This is a genomic window from Methanobrevibacter sp., from assembly GCF_017431965.1.
GTDB lineage: Archaea > Methanobacteriota > Methanobacteria > Methanobacteriales > Methanobacteriaceae > Methanocatella.
Map to the genome: position 1 here is coordinate 1 of NZ_JAFRKB010000018.1, position 19,719 is coordinate 19,719.

Sequence of the window (19,719 nt, forward strand, 5' to 3'; positions counted from 1 at the left end):
ACACGGTGTGCAGGAGTTCCTCTACCTCTTCTTTGATGAATTAATCGTTTTCCCATTCAAATTCCTCCTTAGAATACTCCTATTCTGACAGCGAGTTCTTCTGCCATTTCTTCTTCAACAAGTTTAATGTATGCTACTTTTACACCTTTAGTAGTAATATGAGTATTGACTTTTGCTACTTTTTCGCCGTATAAATCTTCAAAAGCTCTTTTGATTTGACCTTTGTTTGCTTTACGGTTTACAACAAAAGCAATTTCGTTATTCATATCGATTAAGTTCATGGTTTTTTCAGTAACATGAGGTTTAATAATAATTGAGTATGAATCCATAATAATCACCTATTTTCCAAATTATTGGAATAAACCTCCTAACTTTTCAACAGCTGATTTAGTGTAAACAGTGAGTCTTCCTGCGTGGGTACCAGGTGCTAATAATTCAGCATTTAAGTTTTCAACAACCACAACATCTACACCAGCGTGGTTTCTTGCACCTAAAGAGATACCTTTATCTTCACCAACAACAACAAGAGGTCCTTTTACTTTTTTGTATTTTCTTCCTCTAGTTTTTCCTCTACCAGCTCTGATTCTTTTACCTTCTTTAGCACGGATGACATCGTCATAAACTCCTAAATTCTCAAATATTTCACGAGATTGTTTAGCAGTTTTTACAGCTTCGAGTTCATCTTCAACAATAATAGGAACTTGTTCTAAATCTGCTACTTTATGTCCTCTGTTTTCAACAATTTCTTTATTAGTTGTTGCTGCAACAGCAGATCTGATAGCAAATCTTCTTTCTTTTATGTTGATTTTTTCGTGATGATTTTTTTCAGCTCTAGTAGGATGTGCTTGTCTACCACCAATAGCCATTGGTACGAAAGCTGCTCTTGAACCATTTTTAATCCTAGGTACTCTTGCAGTACCTCTACCTGAACCCCATCCTTTAGCGGAAGTTCTTTTACCTGCCATTGGGTCATTACCCCATGGTTGTACTCTAGCGGATTGTGCTGAAAGTACAGCTCTTTTGATTAAATCTGGTCTGTATACTTCATCAAAAATAGCTGGAAGTTCAATTTCTTCTTTTACTTCCCCATTAATAGAATAAACGTTTACTTTCATGATTATACCCCTTGTTTAGATTTTGTACTTATGTAATTAATTTGAGGTATATCCTCAGCTTTATTATTAGGTCTGATAGGCTGTCTTAAAATTACTAATCTTTTAGAAGGACCTGGAAGGGAACCTTTTACTAAGACATAATCATTTTTAACAACACCATATTTTACAAATCCACCATCTGGGTTGATTTGATCAACTTCATCAGCTGATGCAATTTTTAAAATTCTTTTATTGAATTCAGTTCTTTTATGGTAACCCATTTGACCTGCTTGTGCAACAGTCCACATGGTTCTTCTTGGTGTCCAAGGTCCAATAGAACCTACGTGTCTACCTTTACCTGCTCTAACAGCTTTACCATATTGAATTCTAATTCCCCATCTTTTAACTACACCTTGGAATCCTTTTCCTTTTGTAGTTGCAATAGCATCAACAAATTCTCCTTCATTGAAGATTTCACTAGCTTTTACTTCATTACCTAATAATTCTAATGCAGTATTTAATTTTTCTTCAGGATTTGCTCCTCCAATTCCACATTCAAATATGTCAGGTTTTTTCTTAGGTACGCTAGTTACTTTTGGATTGGTGTGTACTAATACCCTAATTTCTTCTGTGTTTTCTAATGCACCTTGTATTTTTGCAATAGCTTCAGATTTATTGTACTCTTTAGGAAGAGAAATCTTCCTTGAAAGTTCTTGATCTAAATTGTCTGCAAGTACTTCGGTGATTACTTTCAAACCACGAGAAGTTTTTTCATAAGCTCTAATTCCCATTACTACGACCGGAGGCACTTCCAATACAGTTACTGGAGTGAAAACTTCCATACCATTAGTAGGAGAGTTTTTATCAGTATCAGTGACTAAAGCGTGAGTCATACCGACTTTATAACCTGCGAGGCCGAGTAATTTTGGTTCATCAATTTGAGGCCAAGATTTTACTCTAGGGGTTTCTTTAGCTGCTCTTTTCCTTGGACTAAAAGCAACAGACCCTTTTCTTGGCTGGTGATGTCTTACCATTTAATTTAACCTCCTTATTAATATTTTTCCTTATTTTTTAATTATATTCAAATTTTTTTTAAATAACTAAATGAATAGTCATTTTACAAGTTGATAAGAATTACACAATGTATAACCTCATCGAAATAATAAATAGCCGTAAAAAAGATTACAACTAGATAAATATTAAATTTCAATATATCCTATTGAGTTTTAAACAATTGAAGCACAATAAAGAATATATCTAATGTATAAATCATTCTGCGCTAAGTAAATTTTTAGGAGAGTCCTAAAAACATTAATGTATAAAAAGTTGAGCAAGTTATCTATTAGCGCGATATAACTAATAAATCAAAGAGAATTAAAATCTCATAAAGTTAAATAAAGAAAGTGTAGCGACAACTGCCTCTTCAGTCCTAACAGTTTCAGTTCCCTGCCCAGGAATTGTATTTATTTTAAATAAATCCCAATTAGCATTAGAAACGTCTTCGTTAATTGAAGAATAAGGGCCACCAAATAAAATAGCAATACTTTTACATTCATCTACTTTATGTTTTAATTCATCAAAAATAGAATCAATATAATCTCCATATCTTGTAGTTTCAACAACAAGATCAGGTTTAATTAATTTTAAGCTATTTTTAAGACTCTTATTAGAGGATATTACTTTATATCCCCAGTAAACGTCATCTGGTTTATCAGGTGTGACTATTACTTCTTTCTTAGCAATTTTAGTTATCTTAAAGTCAAAAATTCTTTTAACTGTAAGTTGCTCTTTACAGAATGCAAGTTTATCCATACCTATATCAACATAAGTTCCTTTCTTATTTCTCTTAACAGTGAAACCTTGCCTATAATCACCGACGTCAGGTTGATTATCAACAGGGTGATGAGGAGTCCTAAGCGGTGGAAGAATTCCAACATGCTTCAATTCAGGTTTTATAGGAAACGCTTTTTTCCTCAAGTATTGAGGAGTATTCATATAATCCAGAACTTCAGCAATAAAATCTCCATCAAGATCTCCATCTTCATTTTTATCATGATCATCATTGTAAATAATCACGTTATCTGCTTGAAAAATAGCTAAAGCTCTTCCTAAAATTCCAACTTTATAAGTACGAATTTTGAGATCTTTAGACTCAGAAAGAAATGAATTTGGAATAAATATAGATAGCTCATCTTTATACATTACCTTACATTATGTAAACTAAAGTATATAAAGATTACCCTACATTTATATAGCTATCACTAAATAGACTTACACATTTACAAAATATTATATCAATTATAATATCTGTAGCTCTTTTTATGCTACCAACTTTTTTATACTCAGAGAATATATTAATATTAAATATATGACAAGGAGTATATAAATGTATTGTTTTTCAATAGGAATAACTAAAAAAAATAGGATTTTTAGAAAAATTAAAAATTAATTAACGCTCTAATTACAATTACATCAACATTTTGATTTTCTTTTGTGTGAAAATCATAAATCTTTGGAATTGGAAACTTATATCTGAATATATGAGTAATTTTTAAATTATTTTCTTCGTAAAAATTAATTAAAAATTCTTCAGTTGAAGCCATATGAAAAGAATATAAAACATCCGGTTTGAGACTGCATGCCTTTTTGACAAAATTTAAATCTTCACCGCCTTTTGCTTTCCTTTGAGATCCGAAAGGAGGATTCTGAATTATAGTATCTACATCAAAGCACTCATTAAATTCATTAATATCACTTAATATAAACTCTACATTATCAACATTTGATTTATCGCAATACTCCATTGCCAAATTAATTGAATCGACATCAACATCCACACCACATGTCATATTTGCACCCATTAATGCAGATCCAATAGTAAAAATTCCAGTTCCGCAACCCAAATCTAAAACATTCCTATTTTCAATATCACCTAAAGAATCCGCATTCCAAATTAAATCGGCAGCTATAACTGAAGGAGTAGAATACTGTTCAAGTCCAATCTTCGGTTTTGGGTGGGATGGTATTGACTGAAGTTGCATTTCCAAATGTTTTTTGCGAGTAATTCTAATCATATTATCAATATATTTAATAATTATCTAATATATAATATAATATATTATAAAAAAATTACTTATGAGGTTTCACATGTTTGAAAAAGTATTAATTGCAAATAGAGGAGAAATCGCAATAAGAGTTATGCGAGCATGTCGTGAACTTGACATTGAAAGCGTGGCTATTTATTCTGATGCAGATAAAACTTCCCTATATACAAAATATGCTGATGAAAATTACCCGTTAGGAAATCCTTCACCGGCCCAATCATATTTGAATATAGAGAAAATCATAGGTATTGCTCTTGAATCAGGAGCGGATGCCATACACCCAGGTTACGGATTTCTAGCAGAAAATCCAAAATTTGGAGAAGAATGTGAAAAAAATGGAATTAAACTTATTGGACCTTCTGGAAAAGTAATTAATCAGATGGGAGATAAAATTACTTCAAAAGCTCTCATGAAAAAAGCAGGAGTTCCAGTAATTGAAGGTACACCTGAAGGTGTTAGTGATATTGAAGAAGCAAAAGAAATAGCTAAATCAATAGGATATCCTGTAATAGTTAAAGCATCCGCAGGAGGTGGAGGAATTGGTATGCGTGCAGTTTATGAGGAAGAAGAACTTGTACGTGCTATTGAATCTACACAATCCGTGGCAGCAACAAACTTCGGTGATTCTACTGTATTTATTGAAAAATATCTTGAACAGCCACGTCACATTGAATTCCAACTGCTAGCAGATGAACATGGAAATGTAATTCACGTTGCAGACAGGGAATGTTCCATTCAAAGAAGACATCAAAAACTTCTTGAAGAAGCTCCTTCCCCTATTATGACCGAAGAGTTAAGGGAAGAAATGGGAGGAAGCGCTGTTAAAGCTGCAGAGTATATCGGATATACCAGTGCAGGTACTGTTGAATTCCTGTATGATAATGGCAACTATTATTTCCTTGAAATGAACACACGTATACAAGTAGAACATCCAATCACAGAACTTGTAACTAACACTGATTTAATTAAGGAACAAATCAAAATTGCTGCAGGAGATGAATTAAGCTACCAGCAAGAAGACATTAAAGTATCAGGCCATGCGATTGAATGCCGTATTAATGCTGAAGATCCTTTAAATGACTTTGCACCAAATCCTGGAAAAATTACAGGATACCGGTCTCCAGGAGGCCCTGGTGTGCGTTTAGATAGTGGAGTTTACATGAATTATACTATTCCTACATTTTATGATTCCATGATTTCCAAACTAATCACATATGGAAGAAGCAGGAATGACGCAATTAATAGAATGAAAAGAGCATTAAGAGAATATGTCATTTTAGGTGTAAAAACTACAATTCCATTCCATAAAGCTATTTTAAGAAATCCAAACTTCCTATCTGGAGATTTGAATACACACTTCATTGACCAGCACAAAAAAGGTATAGATATGGAAATGATTAATGTAATCGAAGAAGATGCAGAATATGTGAATAAATTAAAATCCACATTTATGCCGGGTAAAAAGATAGCTGCAATTTCAGCTGCTGTTGGATCTTACCAAAATGCTATTAAAAGCCAGCAAATGCAAAAATAAATTGGAGATTAATTAATGAAAGACGAAATTATTAACTTATTAAAAAAAGAAAATAAACTTTCTGAAGAAACAATAAGTGAAATTAAAAATATTAATATTGATGATTTTTCCAATGTAGTCAAAGAACTTGGAAAAGAAGAAACTACATATATTAAGGCATCTGAAATTTCAAAAAATCTAAATACCAAATTCATTGGTAAAAACCTATTCATTTACAATGAAGTCAGTTCAACAAATACTGTTGCTAAATTTTTATCAATGAATAATGTCGAAAATGGAACCGTCGTAATCTCCGAAAAACAAACAAACGCAAGAGGAAGATCCGGCAAATCCTGGGAATCACCATTAGGTGGAATCTGGTTATCAGTTATCCTAAACCCTAGTGTTGACCATTCCAGATTGCCATTAATTACATTAGCCACTGGGGTTGCAGTAGCAAAAACATTTGAAAGAGTAGGCATTCCTAATCCTGAAATCAAATGGCCGAACGACATAATGATAAATGGTAAAAAAGCTTGCGGAATCCTAACAGAAGCCGTTGCTAAATTTAATACTATAGAAAACATCATTGTTGGTGTAGGTATAGATGCCAACTTAGATGTATCTCAATTCCCTGAAGAATTACAATCAGGCACTACAACACTTAAAGAAGAACTTAACAGAGATGGCGATGAAAATCTATTAATTAGCATATTCTTAGAAGAACTTGAGAAAATTATTGAACTTTTCCAAGATAAAGAATATGAAACTATCCTAAAAGAATGGAGAAAACGTTCATATACTATTGGAAAAATTGTTGAAGTTAGAGAACCCTTCAACACATACTACGATGCTTATGTCGTAGGAATTGGTAAAGAAGGAGCTCTAATTGTTGAAAAAATTGACGGAACCTTAGAAAAAGTAATTTCCGGAGAATGTATTATCAAAAACTAAATACAATCTCCCTGCATTCATCTTCATTAATAACTACTTCTTGTAGTTTATTAATTGAAGATTCTATTTTTTTACATAAATCTTTTAAATCCAAACCAAATGCATCATTTGTAGATAAATCAAATCTTATTGTAGCAGATGCACCAGGCATTGAAACAGCAGGAATTGTAATTATCCCATAATCTCTTAATAATATAAATGAAAAAACAAATGCCAAATCATTTTCAGATAAATTATGTTCAGCAGTTATTTCATTTGCTAAACCTTCAGGAGAAATCATGACTCCTGTAGGAGTAGTTTGAAAATTATCATATTTTGCATTTAACAATTCAAATAACTCATCTTTTCTAGAAAAGCTATTCAATAAATTTGTTTCATCGAAATTTTTAATACCATTCAACATTGCAAGAACAGCAGGCGGCTGAGCTTCAAGACCAAATTGGTGGACTTTAACTTTAATTTCATCGATTAAATCTTTCCTGCCAGCCATAAGTCCTCCTCTTGGACCTGGCATTAATTTATCAGTGCTGGTTATAGCAATATCAGCACCCAAATCACATGCTTTAGGCTGATTAAAGACAACAGTTCTGAGTCTTGCTCCAGACGCATCATCAACCATGACAGGAATATTCTTTTCATGAGCCATTTCAATAACTTTTCTGAATTCCTCTTCATCAATTACCTTATGGTCCATAGTTGAACCTGTTACAATGACCAAAGAAGTATTTTTAGGTATTGAAAACTCTTCAAAATTATCAGTTTCCGAATAATTGGCACCTACCAATTTACAGCTTCTTGGAATTGATGGATGTGCTGGCAATTGTGCAAGATAGTGTACAACATTTGAATTTTTACTAACAAGAGTTAAAATTGTAGCCAATATTCCTGAAGAAGTTCTGTTTAATGGAAGAATCTTTTCTCCACCCATATGCTCTTTTCCAACCTTTTGCAGTTCATCTTCAAAAATAGCCGGTCCGACATAAGTCTCTAAAAGACTAATTTCAGAAGGAGAAGCGATAAATCCTCCAGACAATCCAGTTAAATCAAATAATGATGACCTGCCTTTAGTCTCAATTATATTTTTAATAATTGAAAGGGCATTTTCTCTTTTTTTAACTTCTTCTAAAGAATTATTTATAACCATTTAATCATTCATCTAATTGGAATTTAAACTGTTCAAGTGACTCGATAACTGCTTTTAAGTCTTTTACAGAAACTTCTACAGTAGTATCCTGGTCTTCTTCAGGTATTTGATAAAAGTAATCTGCAAAAAGAACTTTACCTTCAGGATCAGTGTATAAATTTAAACCGTCAGTAAGTTTATCAGGATTTCTGTTTGGGAAGAAAATAGTAAAAGAAGTACCTAATTGATTAAAAAACTTTTCCCTTTCAGCATCATCTTTATTGCATTTTTTAATTTTCCTAATTCTAGATTTCAATTTTTTTTCTGCAGCTTCATTAATATCAGCCATAATTACACTTCCAAAAATATTATTAAAATTTCATATAAATTAAAATATACTATATAATGAAATAATATATAAGCATTAGCTTTTGATTTTAAAATCAGTCATATAGACTATTTCCGTGACTGTCCATTGCAACAATAAGTGGACCAAAATCTTTTACTTTTAAATTCCACATTGCTTCAGGCATTCCTAAGTCTAACCAGTCAACACTTTCAATTTCCTCAACAGCATCAACATATAATGCAGCACAGCCTCCTGTAGCTACAACATAAATAGCTTCATTTCTAACCAAAGATTCACGAACATTATCATCCATGCCGCCTTTTCCAATAACAATTTTTGGTCCCATGTCTAAAACATTACTTTGATATGGATTCATCCTCATTGAAGTTGTAGGCCCAATTGCAACCATTTTATAGCCATCTTCATTTTGAGATATGATTGGTCCAGCATGGAACAAAACTGCACCCCGAATATCTAATGGAGCTCCTTGTTCAAGAAGTCTTTTATGTGCCTGGTCTCTAGCAGTCAATATATTTCCAGTTAGGTAAACCACATCTCCTGCTTCAAGTTCTTTTAAGTTTTCATCTTTAATTGGAACATTTAATCTTCTTTCCATTTATACACCAATATAATATTTGATTATTAAAAAAAATGTAGTTATAATTATATAAAATTTTTAGCTTTAATAAATTTAATGGCATGAAAGAAGAAACAATAGTTAATTATGAATATCTAATGGTTGAAATGAAATCTATTAACAACCAGTTTAATTTACTCAGATATAACTAAAGATTAAATCTTAAATCAATTTTTTAAGAAAAAATTTTTTAATTTATCTTCATTTATTTTATAATTATCAATAATTTTTCCATCTTCCATATGTAGAACATGGGAACACACATCCATAATTAGTTCAAAATCGTGTGTGATAATAAATGAAGTAATGCCTAATTTTTGAAGATAAATTAAATTCTCACTAACTTTCATCATATTCTTCAAATCAAGCCCGCTTGTCGGTTCATCAAAAATCAAAATTTCTTTACCCGATGCAATGGCTGATGCAATAGCAACTCTTTGCTTTTCACCACCAGACAATGCCATAGGATGTGCTTCTTTTAGATGAATTAAATTTAAGTTTGTTAATATTTCCTCAGCACGACTAATATTTTCCTCACCCATACTTAACAATACTTCATCAAGTACGCTTTCAGTGAATAATTGGTGATTAACATCTTGCATCACCATATAAGTCTTTTTAAGCAAGTCCTTTCTTTTTAAATGAACATCACCCCAAATAATCTCCCCTTTACAAGACCTTTTAAGACCACATAAACAATTCGCAAAAGTAGATTTTCCAGCCCCATTTTTTCCAATGATGGCAATAATCTCATTTTTTGGGATTTTAACCCCATCAATATCTAATACTTGCTTTTTACCGTATTTAAAATTAAAATTTCTAAGTTCCATTAAATCTTGATTATTTGAATAATACCCATCATGATTAACATATAAATTTTCCAAATTTATTTGTCTTAAACCATAATCTCTATGATTTATAGATTTAAACTCATCAATAGACCATTTTTCAGTAATTCGCCCATTTTCAAGAAATAAAACTCGGTCTACAACATTATTTAAGAAGAACAGTTTATGTTCCGCAATAATTACTGTTTTTCCAGATTGTTTCCAATTTTTAATAATATCTTCCAAATCCCAACTAGATTGAGCATCCAAATTTGAAGAAGGTTCATCTAAGACGAATAAATCCGGAAAAACTGCAGATACTGATGCACATGCAATTTTCTGCTTTTCACCGCCAGATAATTTGAAAATATTTTTATCAAGAAGAGGTTGTATTTTAAAATCCTTTACGACATGATCCAATCTACTTTTTATTTCATCAACATCCATTGCAAGATTTTCACATCCAAAAACTATTTCCCCGGTTGTATCAACATTGAAAAATTGGGTTTTTGGATTTTGAAAAACAGAACCTACATATTTTGATATTTCATAAATGGGAATTTCATTTATTAAATTATCCTTCAAATACACATTTCCTTGTTTTGTTCCATTAAAGAAGTTAGGAATAAGTCCATTAATAATACGTGTTAAAGTTGTTTTTCCACAACCTGATTCTCCACAAAGTAGAATGACTTCACCTTCTTTAATATTTTGATTAATATCTGCTAAATTATAATTAGTTTCATTGTTATCATATGAAAATGAAATATCCTCAATTTTAAGCAAATAAAACACCTCCTAAAAAATAATATGCATAAATCCCTAAACCCATAAATGAAATAACTAATAAAACATAATCTATTTTATTCAATTTAACTTCTACAAAATGAGTTCTACTTATAGGATTGCTTAAACCTCTTGTTAGGGAAGCTGCAGATAGCTCATCTGCCGTTTTAATGGCATTGACTAAAATCGGAATCATATAAAATTCTATTAATTTTAATGGATTTTTCAATGATTTAGCATTCAAACCGAAACCCCTCATTTTCATCGCATCAGTTATTGATTTAATTTCCTCATAAACTGATGGAATATATCTGAAAATAACTGAAAGCGGAATAGTAATCTCTTTTGGGATGTTGCTTTTTTCCATTGAAGCTATAAATTCACTTACCTTTGTTGTTTGAATTGTATAATATCCCATCATTAAAATGGGTAACATTCTAGTGGCGGTATAACTAAACATTATCAGAAATATCGCGATTATCCCTGTTGCTGTTGGAAGAAGATAAATCTGAATATATTTTGCAAAAATATATATTAAAATATAACTTAAAGCAAGTTTAATACGATTTGAAAAGAATAAACAAATAAATGGAACTAAAACTAAAATTCCACTAATATATAAAGGTACTTCATTAAAAACCATGAAACTTATCAGAACCAGAATTATAATTTTAGTCCTTGGATCTAAATTAAAATTTAGTTTTAATCCCATAATATCACTTAAGCAATTCCTGCCTTTTTGAAATGTTTTTTCAAAACAATTTTTCCAATATATGCTCCTATTAAACCTACAATGAATGTTACTATTATTAACACAATTAACATTTCATTTGTTAAAAATGGTAAAATTACATTTACATAATCAGTTCCCATGGATGCACGAATTGATTCGACAAAATAATCTCTTAAAATGTAAAATGGCAACATATTACCAAATACACCTAATGAGAAAAAACCATAGCTAACAATTGAATTTTTAATAGATGTGTAGTTTCCCATTTTTAAAACTATGTCTGCGATTAATCCACAAATAGTGTAAACTACAATTGGAATCCAAGTGTGACCGCTTAAAAACATTACAATTCCCAAAATTAATCCCAATAATGTTACCATTCCAAATTTATCAACTCTAGTTAAAAACAACATATATGGAATTCCAGCAATCAATGCCGCAATGATTGGCAATCCAATCATCAATATAGGAATGTATCCCAACATTCCAAAAAGAAATATTAAAACTGTCAAAATCACCGCAAAAATACCTACAGTGATTAAATCTTTTACATTTATCATTTCACTCATAATATGACCTCCTATTTTATATTATATTAATGAAAATAATCGTGAAGAATTTATATTTGCCATTCTCCACTTAAGTTTTGTAAATCAACCATCTTTTTAAACAATCCATTATTCACCATTAGTTCTTCAGGTTTTCCTTGCTCTGCAATTTTACCATCATCTAAAACTACAATTTTATCAGCATTGGCTATTGTTCTCATTCTGTGAGCGATAATGATGACTGTTTTATTTTTAATCAACTCGGAGAGTGCTTTTTGGATTTTAGATTCATTTTCAACATCCAAAAACGAGGTTGCTTCATCCAATAAAATCACATTTGCATTTTTAAGCAAGGCTCTTGCAATTGAGATTCTCTGTCTTTGACCACCAGATAAAAGGTCACCATTTTCACCTATTATGGTATCATATCCATTTGGAAGTTTTAAGACAAATTCTTCGCATTCTGCAAGACGTGCAGCCTCAATCACCTCTTCATCAGTCGCATCTTTTCTTCCAACACGAATATTTTCTAAAATTGAATTATTAAATAAAATCACATCTTGAAAAACAATTGAAAAGTTTTCTAAAAGTTTTTCTGAATCCAATTTTGATAAATCTTGACCCCCAAGAGATACAGTGCCTGAAACTGGATCCCAAAATCTTGCAGCAAGTTTAGACACAGTACTTTTACCACCACCTGATGGTCCGACAAGAGCTGTAACTTCACCCTGCTTTGCGGTAAATGAAATGTCGGTCAAGACATCTTTTAAATCATCGTAATTGAAATTGACATTTTCAAATTCAACATCATAACTTTCTATTGAGTAATCAGCTAATCCACCTTCAACAACCTGACTTTCAATTTCTTTAGACCTAGTAATTTTATTATCCATCATGAATATTTCAGCCAAAAACATTAGCCCGTTTTCCAGAGGGGAATAAACTGTTGCAGAGGCTATCAAGAATATCAAAAGGGTAAAAATTGATATTTGTGAATTTACTATCAAATATGAACCTAAAAGAATAACAGAAACGATTCCTAAGTTTAATACAACTTTTCCTATTATAACCCCTGCTGCTGACATTAACTCTGCTTTAATCCTTGATTTTTCAATTGTTGAAGTTAAACTGCTGATTTTTCCAAAATACTCATCTTCATAATTGTAAGATTTCAAATCCCTAATTGATTCAATACATTCTTGCATAGCATCCCCACAATTAAGTAAATCAGCCATTACAATATCTCCACCCGTATAAATAAGTCTTTTGGAAATAAATAATATTATAAATGCAACAGGAGCCACCCATAAAAGTGCAATAGCTAATCTCCATTCAAATATAAACATTCCAATTGAAACAATACATAAAGAAACAATTGAACCTAACAATTGTGGAACTGCATGTGAGAATACATGCTCCAAATCAGTGCAGTCATTCATAATTGTTGCAGTTAAGTCAGCCAAGTCCCTGTTTTCAAAAAAGGATAAAGGTAGTTTTCGTAAATTCTCACCAAGATTAATTCTTCTGTTTTCACTTTCAACATATGTTGTATTGAATACGAAATGATATTGTTTCCATGCGAATGCAAAAATAATTCCTAAAACAATCAATATCAACACGATAAACATTCCAAGATTCGGATCGATTATTTCACCACCTGTCAACGGCTCTACCCACATGTAGATAAGCAGAGCATATAATCCGACAGGAAACATTAATGATATGTCCACAAGCGCAGTATAAATGATTCCTTTAATCAAATTATCGGAACCTGCTTTTGTAAGTCCGAATCGTTTAGAAAAAAACTCAGATAACATTATATCCCCTCACTTTTAACTTTCCATTGAATAGAACGGTTAAATTCATCCCACATTCTAGAGTACAGGCCTTCACCATCAACCAGACTATCATGATTGCCCTCTTCAACAATTCTTCCATTTTCAACCACAAAGATTTTATCCACATTTTTAACTGTGGACAGCCTATGTGCAATCATAATTACGGTTTTGTCTTTAGTGATTTGTGAAATAGCTTTTTGAATCATATATTCATTTTCTGGATCAGCCAGTGCAGTTGCTTCATCTAAAATAATGATTGGAGCATCCTTAAGAATTGCTCTTGCAAGTGCGATTCTTTGCTGCTGGCCTCCAGAAAGATATGTTCCTTCACTTCCAATTACTGTATCTATCCCATCTGGAAGCTCATCAATAATATCATCACATTGGGCTAAACTCAATGCTTTTTTAACATCTTCTCTTGATGCTCCTTTTCGACCAATTGCAACATTATTATAAATTGAATCTTTGAATAAAGTTGTATTCTGGAATACAAATGAAATATTTTTCATTAATTCTTTTGTTGAGATGTCTCTAACATCAACATCCCCCACTTTAATTGAGCCTTGATTAACATCCCAAAATCTTGGAATTAATGATGCAATTGTGGTTTTACCGCCTCCTGATGGGCCAACTAATGCAACAGAGTCATTTTCATTAATTTTCAAATTGACATTATTTAAAATATGTTCATCACTCTCAGTCGCTTCATAATCAAAGTAAACACCTTCAAACTCTATTGAATGATTTTTAGGTTTTTGAGGATTGCTTGTTTCAACTAATGGTTTTTCATTTAGAATGGCTTCGATACCATCTAAAGCATAACTTGCCAACATCCAATCTTGGGAAACTGTCATTATTTTATTCATCATCACCGCACAAATTGGAGTGAAAATAATATAAAACATAAAGTTTGCAAAGAATTTTACATCTACAAGTGAACCTGCAAGCAATATCCCCGCAGGAATTAATAATGCAAAAAATCCATTGATTGATACAGTAAAAGCTGTCATTGGAAGCTGAGTTGAAAGTGAGTATTCGGCTGAAAATTTTCCATATTTCTTAATAGCATTGATAAAATTTTTAAATGAATAAACACTTTGCTGAAATGCCTTTGTAACCGGAATTCCTCTTACATATTCTACTGCTTCACCATTCATTTCTTCAAGATATTTCTGATATTCTTCCATGATGTTTTGAGATTCTTTTGAAAACATAGGATACATGAATACAAAACATAATATAATTGGAATTAAACAGATTAATCCTAAAAGCCAATCAAAACTGAATAACAATATTAAAAATACAATTGGAGTTACAATAGCTCCAGTCAAATCAAACAATTGATGAGCCAGAAATGTCTCTGTCTTTGTAGTACTATAATCAATTACCTTTCTAAGACCACCACTTGTATGGTTTGAAAAATAACCTAAAGGTAGTCTGAGTAAATGATTTATAGCAGCATCTTTCATGTTCTTTTCATTTTTAAATGCAGATAAGTGAGTGCCCATTAAACCAAAAAAGTTTAAAATTATCCCCAATACCGCAAAAGTAAATGCATTAATCGCATAAACATCCAAGTTTTGAGCTTTTGTAAAATCAGGGGCAACTGCTAATAGGGCATTGACCACGTCCCATATATAAATAAACGGAACTAATAAACAAATTGCACTTAAAGCTGATAAAAACATGCCTAAAATTGTTAAATATTTATAGTTACCTGAATAATTTAATAACCTAATAAATTTATTTTTATTTTGAGTTTTTGACATTAATATCGCCTTAAAATATAATTTAGGTTTACCTAAAAATTTAAAATTGTGCTAAAAGGACAAAAGATTAATAATATCCTAAAAAAACAATTAAAAATAGTTACAATGTATTTTAATTAAAAGTAACTAGATAAACCAGTATTCAGTATAAAATATTATTTAAATTGATATATAAATATTTTTGAACTAAAAAGACAATAAATATACCAAAAGGACAAAATTTATTTTTTATACTCAGAGGGAGTGCATCCAACATAATCTTTAAAAGCCTGAGTAAATTTTGAAGGTGAAGAATAACCTACCTTTTTTGAAATTTCAGAAATAGTGTAATGATTATCTTCAATTAATCTACATGCATATTCCAATTTATATTCCTTCCTCCATTTGAAAATAGGCTTTCCATAAACTTTTTTAAAACAAGTTTTTAAAGTTGTTTTACTGATATTATGACGTATTGCAAGATCATCAATAGTAATTTTACTTTCCAAATCTTTTATTAACTCCTTTCTAACATCTTCAACAATTCTAACTTGTTGTTTGGTAATAGAAATATTTTCATGATGAACAAAATCAGTTATTGAGAAGAACAGCAATAGTTCAATACACTTTAATTTATAATAAGACAATTTAATTCTATTATCAACATTATACAATTCACCGATGACATGATCTATTTTATCATTTGAACGAAGCAGGACATACCCTTGAAACTTTTTTAAATCTTCATAAAACTCTACCAAATCAAAATTTGGAATGATTTGATTAATATACTCATTAGCTACATCAACATCTATAAAAATCTCTAAACCATTATAAAAACCTAAAGGAAAATCAGACAAGGTTTTAGTCAACTCATAGATGCTAATGCATAAATCACCCTTTCCAAAATAGATTATTCTATCATCACCTACACCATATGCATACCTGCCATCGAGACAATGATTTATTTGAAGCAACCTTGAGGAAAGCTTTTCTTCGACATACACTTCCTCATGATTTTGTAGGTTAATATCTATAAATGCCAGAACAATGCCTGGGAATAATGAATACGTTTCAAATTTACCATAATCCCCCAAATCGATGATTTTTTTATAATCATCCCCAGATATGGAAAAATCTGTGACAAAAACATCATCAAATAATCTGTAGAGACTTTCATTCATATTTTAAATTATATTCTTACTGCTATAAAACATTTCAATATATGATTTAAATTATTTTATTTAGGCATACCTAAAAATTTATATAATGTAAAAATAATAATTAATATTATAGCTAAAAAACATTTACCGATATTTGGCGTAGGATTCTATTTAATTTCCTCCATTGCATTTATAACATTATTTGCATTAGTATTAACTCCTTGAAAATAATACCTGCCCATATAAAAATAAAATAAACATCTTTTTAGTTATCCTTGGAATCCTATTGATTAATATTGGTATTGTTTTTTGGTTGTTTGCAATGATTAACTCAAAATAATCAGAAATATGAAAATTTGGTTACAACTGAAATTTATTGATACAATAATTATCCAATTATTCAACCTTTTTGTAAATAATGAGTGGGATAATAGTAATATATAGAAATATATTATTAATTATCTCACCATTGTTTGAGCATTTTTAACATTAATGATGAAAAATACAGAAGAATTGCTGAAGATATAGGAAATGAATTTATGAACTACTCAAAGAAAATTAACAGAATATGGTGATTTAATGGGATTTTTTGACAACATGCGTAAACCTCAAGGAAAACTAGGTAACATTCAACTAAAATCAATGAACAAAGAACACACCCCCGTTTCACTATGGGGATTGAAGCATTTGAATATCAACTCCGATGATATTATACTAGATGTTGGTTGCGGAGGCGGAATAAACATAAAACGAATGGCTAAAAATGCTAAAAAAGTCTATGGTATTGATTATAGTGAAGAAAGTGTGAAATTATCAAAAGAAGTTAATAAAAAATTAATCAATGAAGGAAAAGTTGAAATCATGAATAGTAATGTAAAAAACTTGCCATTTGAAGATGATACATTTGATATAGTAACTGCCTTTGAAACTGTTTATTTCTGGCCAGATATTGAAAAATGCTTTGGAGAAGTAAAAAGAGTCCTGAAACCGGGAGGAATATTTTTAATTGGAACAGAAACAAATGGTTCAAATAATTTCATGAGATTCTGGAAGCACTTTATCGATATGGAAATGTATGACGATAATGAAATCACATCTTTTCTGCGAAACAATGACTATGATCAAATTACAGTCTATTTAAGAGATGGAAAAAACAAAAAGGAAATCATCAAATCAAACGACAGTGAAAAGATAGTTGATGATAACTATAATAACGTGTCTATTTCAGACAGATTCCTGCAGTGGATGACAGTGACAGCAAGGAAATAAAAAATACTGACAAGAAACAGAAATTTACTGAATATATTCTAGAATTAACCAAAAAAATAGCTATTGATTATATCTAATTTAATATTATTTTTTTGACCAAATTTAATATTAACATTTGCTCCGCCGACAGGTATTTTAATTTTAACAAATTTAATATATCTGTTAATACTAATTTTTATATAAACATAGAAGAAAAAGTGTAGGACAAATTACCATGTCAAGTAGGGATATACTGCATTATCCAACACTTTTGATTTAACCTCTCCTGCTTCTTTAAGCCGGAGAATTCTTGCATAATAATGTTAAAATTATAAGGGAAATTTTTGATTAAAGATGTTGTTGGAAACATAATATATTTTTTAACATGACCTCGCATTAAACTATTCAAAACTAACTTTCTGAAATAACTAAAAAAAAATATATGAAAATCAAAAATTCATTTTTCACACATTAAAAATCAAACAACAACAAAGAAATTAATTAGAAGTGTCCCCAACACAATTTTTATTTATATTCGTTTTATTATAATCAGTATTTCCGTTAGTCTGTTTGGAAATAAGTTGTTTTATAACACCAAAAATTGTTTTCAAAAGAACGAAACCATCCTGTGAAACTTGTCTTAACAAATAACCCGGCCTCAAATAAAATTTAATATAAGCTTTCTTTTGGATACTTCTTAATTCTTTACTTGAACAATCAATAGTTTCTAGAACAGGGTCAAGAAGAGTATATTTTGACCAATCATTGATAAGAATTAAATTCTTCTTAAAAGTCTCATTATAAAATCTAGTGCCAGGATAAGGGGTTGCTAAACTATATAATGCATAATTTGGATTTAACCCCTTAACAAAATCGATAGTTTTTTTGATTGTTGCTTTTGTATCTTCAGGCATTCCAATAACGCATGATGCAATAGTTCTAATACCCACTTTACGGGCAATCCTAAATGCTTTTTCAGTTTTTGAAACTGTAATGTTTTTGTTCATTTTTTCAAGCATTTGTTGGTCTGCACTTTCAACACCAATAAAAATAGTAATGCAACCAGCATCTTTCATTGTTTGAAGTAAATCTTCATCTAAAGTATCAACTCTTGAAGTACATCCCCACCAAAATTTAAGATTCCTTCTTTTAATTTCATGACATAAATCTCTAACAAATCTCTTATTTAACGTGAATGTATCATCCATAAAAGCAATTGTGTCAATGTTTTCCTCTTTTAAGCGAAGCTCTATTTCATCACAGACATTTTGATAAGATCTTCTCCTTAATTTATCCCCATGTAAAGCCGCTGAGGAGCAAAATGAACACTTCATTGGACAACCTCTAGTGGTAATAATCGTGGCCACATTCGTTGTAATATTTAGAATCCTGTATTTTTCCATAGGGAATAAATGAAATGCAGGGAAGGGTAACTCATCCAGATCTAGAATAACAGGCCTATCTGGTGTTAAAACTAATGAATTATCTGTTTCATCATGAAATGCCAAACCCTTAACATTTCTTAAATCACCACCCTCTTCGACTGTTTGAACAAGGTCAAGTAATGTGTATTCACCTTCACCGCGAACAACAACATCCACACTAGGTTCTTCCAAAACACTTTGAAATTCGGAAGTGGGATGATATCCTCCAAAAACAACAATAGTATCAGGTTTTACTTGTTTAATTTTATCAGCAGAGTCTAATGCAACACCAATTGTTGGTGTAAGTGCGCTGATTGATACAATATCCGGTTTTCTTTTTAAAATCTCCTTTCCAATCTCCTCATATGTCAATTCTAAGGCAGATGCATCCAACACATCCACATCAAAACCATTTTTTTCTAAAACTGCAGCCATATAACCTATTCCAAGAGAAGGAGCCACAACACCTAAAAACTTATATTTGGAATTTGTTTGAGGAGGATTTAAAAAAGTTACTTTCATCATATCACAAGCAAAATTGAAATTATATAATAAAATATTAATATTTTTTAAGCATATAAATTTCACTCCCAAAACATCCCCACCAAAATCAATCCACCTAATTTATGT

General features: G+C 30.8%; 18 protein-coding genes. 3 read left to right on the forward strand and 15 right to left on the reverse strand.

The features are described 5' to 3' along the window. Nucleotides 1-68 precede the first annotated feature (68 nt). The 5 genes from IJI93_RS01805 to IJI93_RS01825 all read right to left on the reverse strand — a co-directional run bounded on the left by IJI93_RS01805 (nt 69) and on the right by IJI93_RS01825 (nt 4,168). Complete coding sequence (locus IJI93_RS01805) at nt 69-329, reverse strand: 50S ribosomal protein L23 (RefSeq protein ID WP_292808151.1); 261 nt, start codon at nt 327-329, stop codon at nt 69-71. A gap of 21 nt (nt 330-350) precedes the next feature. Next, the gene (gene rpl4p / locus IJI93_RS01810) at nt 351-1,115 is read right to left on the reverse strand and encodes a 50S ribosomal protein L4 (RefSeq protein WP_292808152.1); all 765 of its coding nucleotides are present in this window, start codon (nt 1,113-1,115) and stop codon (nt 351-353) included. 2 nt (nt 1,116-1,117) lie between these two features. Continuing rightward, nucleotides 1,118-2,128, reverse strand: a complete 1,011-nt coding sequence (gene rpl3p / locus IJI93_RS01815) for a 50S ribosomal protein L3 (protein ID WP_292808153.1) — start codon at nt 2,126-2,128, stop codon at nt 1,118-1,120. Nucleotides 2,129-2,468: 340 nt separating this feature from the next. Further along, complete coding sequence (locus IJI93_RS01820) at nt 2,469-3,296, reverse strand: putative RNA uridine N3 methyltransferase (protein ID WP_292808154.1); 828 nt, start codon at nt 3,294-3,296, stop codon at nt 2,469-2,471. Nucleotides 3,297-3,532: 236 nt separating this feature from the next. Next, complete coding sequence (locus tag IJI93_RS01825) at nt 3,533-4,168, reverse strand: METTL5 family protein (protein WP_292788279.1); 636 nt, start codon at nt 4,166-4,168, stop codon at nt 3,533-3,535. A 73-nt stretch (nt 4,169-4,241) separates the two neighbouring features. Between IJI93_RS01825 and IJI93_RS01830 the strand changes: the two genes are divergently transcribed. Then, nucleotides 4,242-5,732 carry an acetyl-CoA carboxylase biotin carboxylase subunit gene (locus IJI93_RS01830; protein ID WP_292788281.1) on the forward strand — a complete coding sequence of 497 codons (1,491 nt, stop codon included), beginning with the start codon at nt 4,242-4,244 and terminating at the stop codon, nt 5,730-5,732. Nucleotides 5,733-5,747: 15 nt separating this feature from the next. After that, a complete protein-coding gene (locus IJI93_RS01835; RefSeq protein WP_292788283.1) occupies nt 5,748-6,665 on the forward strand; it encodes a biotin--[acetyl-CoA-carboxylase] ligase in 918 nt (305 codons plus the stop codon). Here the strand turns inward: IJI93_RS01835 and IJI93_RS01840 are convergent. From IJI93_RS01840 to IJI93_RS01880, 9 genes are all read right to left on the reverse strand, one after another. Beyond that, nucleotides 6,655-7,809, reverse strand: a complete 1,155-nt coding sequence (locus tag IJI93_RS01840; RefSeq protein WP_292788285.1) for a TIGR03576 family pyridoxal phosphate-dependent enzyme — start codon at nt 7,807-7,809, stop codon at nt 6,655-6,657. The genes IJI93_RS01835 and IJI93_RS01840 overlap by 11 nt on opposite strands. Nucleotides 7,810-7,813: 4 nt before the next feature. Beyond that, a complete protein-coding gene (locus IJI93_RS01845) occupies nt 7,814-8,137 on the reverse strand; it encodes a hypothetical protein (protein WP_292788287.1) in 324 nt (107 codons plus the stop codon). Between the two features lie 94 nt (nt 8,138-8,231). Then, nucleotides 8,232-8,753 (reverse strand): FumA C-terminus/TtdB family hydratase beta subunit, encoded by a 522-nt coding sequence (locus IJI93_RS01850; protein WP_292788289.1) that lies wholly within the window; start codon nt 8,751-8,753, stop codon nt 8,232-8,234. Nucleotides 8,754-8,941: 188 nt separating this feature from the next. Beyond that, a complete protein-coding gene (locus tag IJI93_RS01855) occupies nt 8,942-10,387 on the reverse strand; it encodes an energy-coupling factor ABC transporter ATP-binding protein (protein WP_342765167.1) in 1,446 nt (481 codons plus the stop codon). Beyond that, on the reverse strand, nt 10,380-11,099 hold the full coding sequence (locus tag IJI93_RS01860; RefSeq protein WP_292788293.1) for an energy-coupling factor transporter transmembrane component T: 720 nt from the start codon (nt 11,097-11,099) through the stop codon (nt 10,380-10,382). Before IJI93_RS01860 ends, IJI93_RS01855 begins: the two co-directional genes overlap by 8 nt. An 8-nt stretch (nt 11,100-11,107) precedes the next feature. Further along, nucleotides 11,108-11,689, reverse strand: a complete 582-nt coding sequence (locus tag IJI93_RS01865; protein WP_292788295.1) for an MptD family putative ECF transporter S component — start codon at nt 11,687-11,689, stop codon at nt 11,108-11,110. A 50-nt stretch (nt 11,690-11,739) separates the two neighbouring features. Then, nucleotides 11,740-13,485, reverse strand: a complete 1,746-nt coding sequence (locus IJI93_RS01870) for an ABC transporter ATP-binding protein (protein WP_292788297.1) — start codon at nt 13,483-13,485, stop codon at nt 11,740-11,742. Beyond that, nucleotides 13,485-15,275 (reverse strand): ABC transporter ATP-binding protein, encoded by a 1,791-nt coding sequence (locus IJI93_RS01875; RefSeq protein ID WP_292788299.1) that lies wholly within the window; start codon nt 15,273-15,275, stop codon nt 13,485-13,487. Before IJI93_RS01875 ends, IJI93_RS01870 begins: the two co-directional genes overlap by 1 nt. A 221-nt stretch (nt 15,276-15,496) precedes the next feature. Continuing rightward, nucleotides 15,497-16,438: an AraC family transcriptional regulator gene (locus tag IJI93_RS01880; RefSeq protein WP_292808155.1), complete on the reverse strand. Its 942-nt coding sequence runs from the start codon at nt 16,436-16,438 to the stop codon at nt 15,497-15,499. Between the two features lie 558 nt (nt 16,439-16,996). On the opposite strand from IJI93_RS01880, the gene IJI93_RS01885 reads away from it, so the two are divergent. Continuing rightward, nucleotides 16,997-17,686 carry a class I SAM-dependent methyltransferase gene (locus tag IJI93_RS01885; protein WP_292788302.1) on the forward strand — a complete coding sequence of 230 codons (690 nt, stop codon included), beginning with the start codon at nt 16,997-16,999 and terminating at the stop codon, nt 17,684-17,686. A gap of 476 nt (nt 17,687-18,162) precedes the next feature. Here IJI93_RS01885 and IJI93_RS01890 read toward each other — a convergent pair whose 3' ends face one another. Continuing rightward, entirely contained in the window at nt 18,163-19,611 is a 1,449-nt protein-coding gene (locus IJI93_RS01890; RefSeq protein WP_292808156.1) for a B12-binding domain-containing radical SAM protein, read from the reverse strand. Nucleotides 19,612-19,719 lie beyond the last annotated feature (108 nt).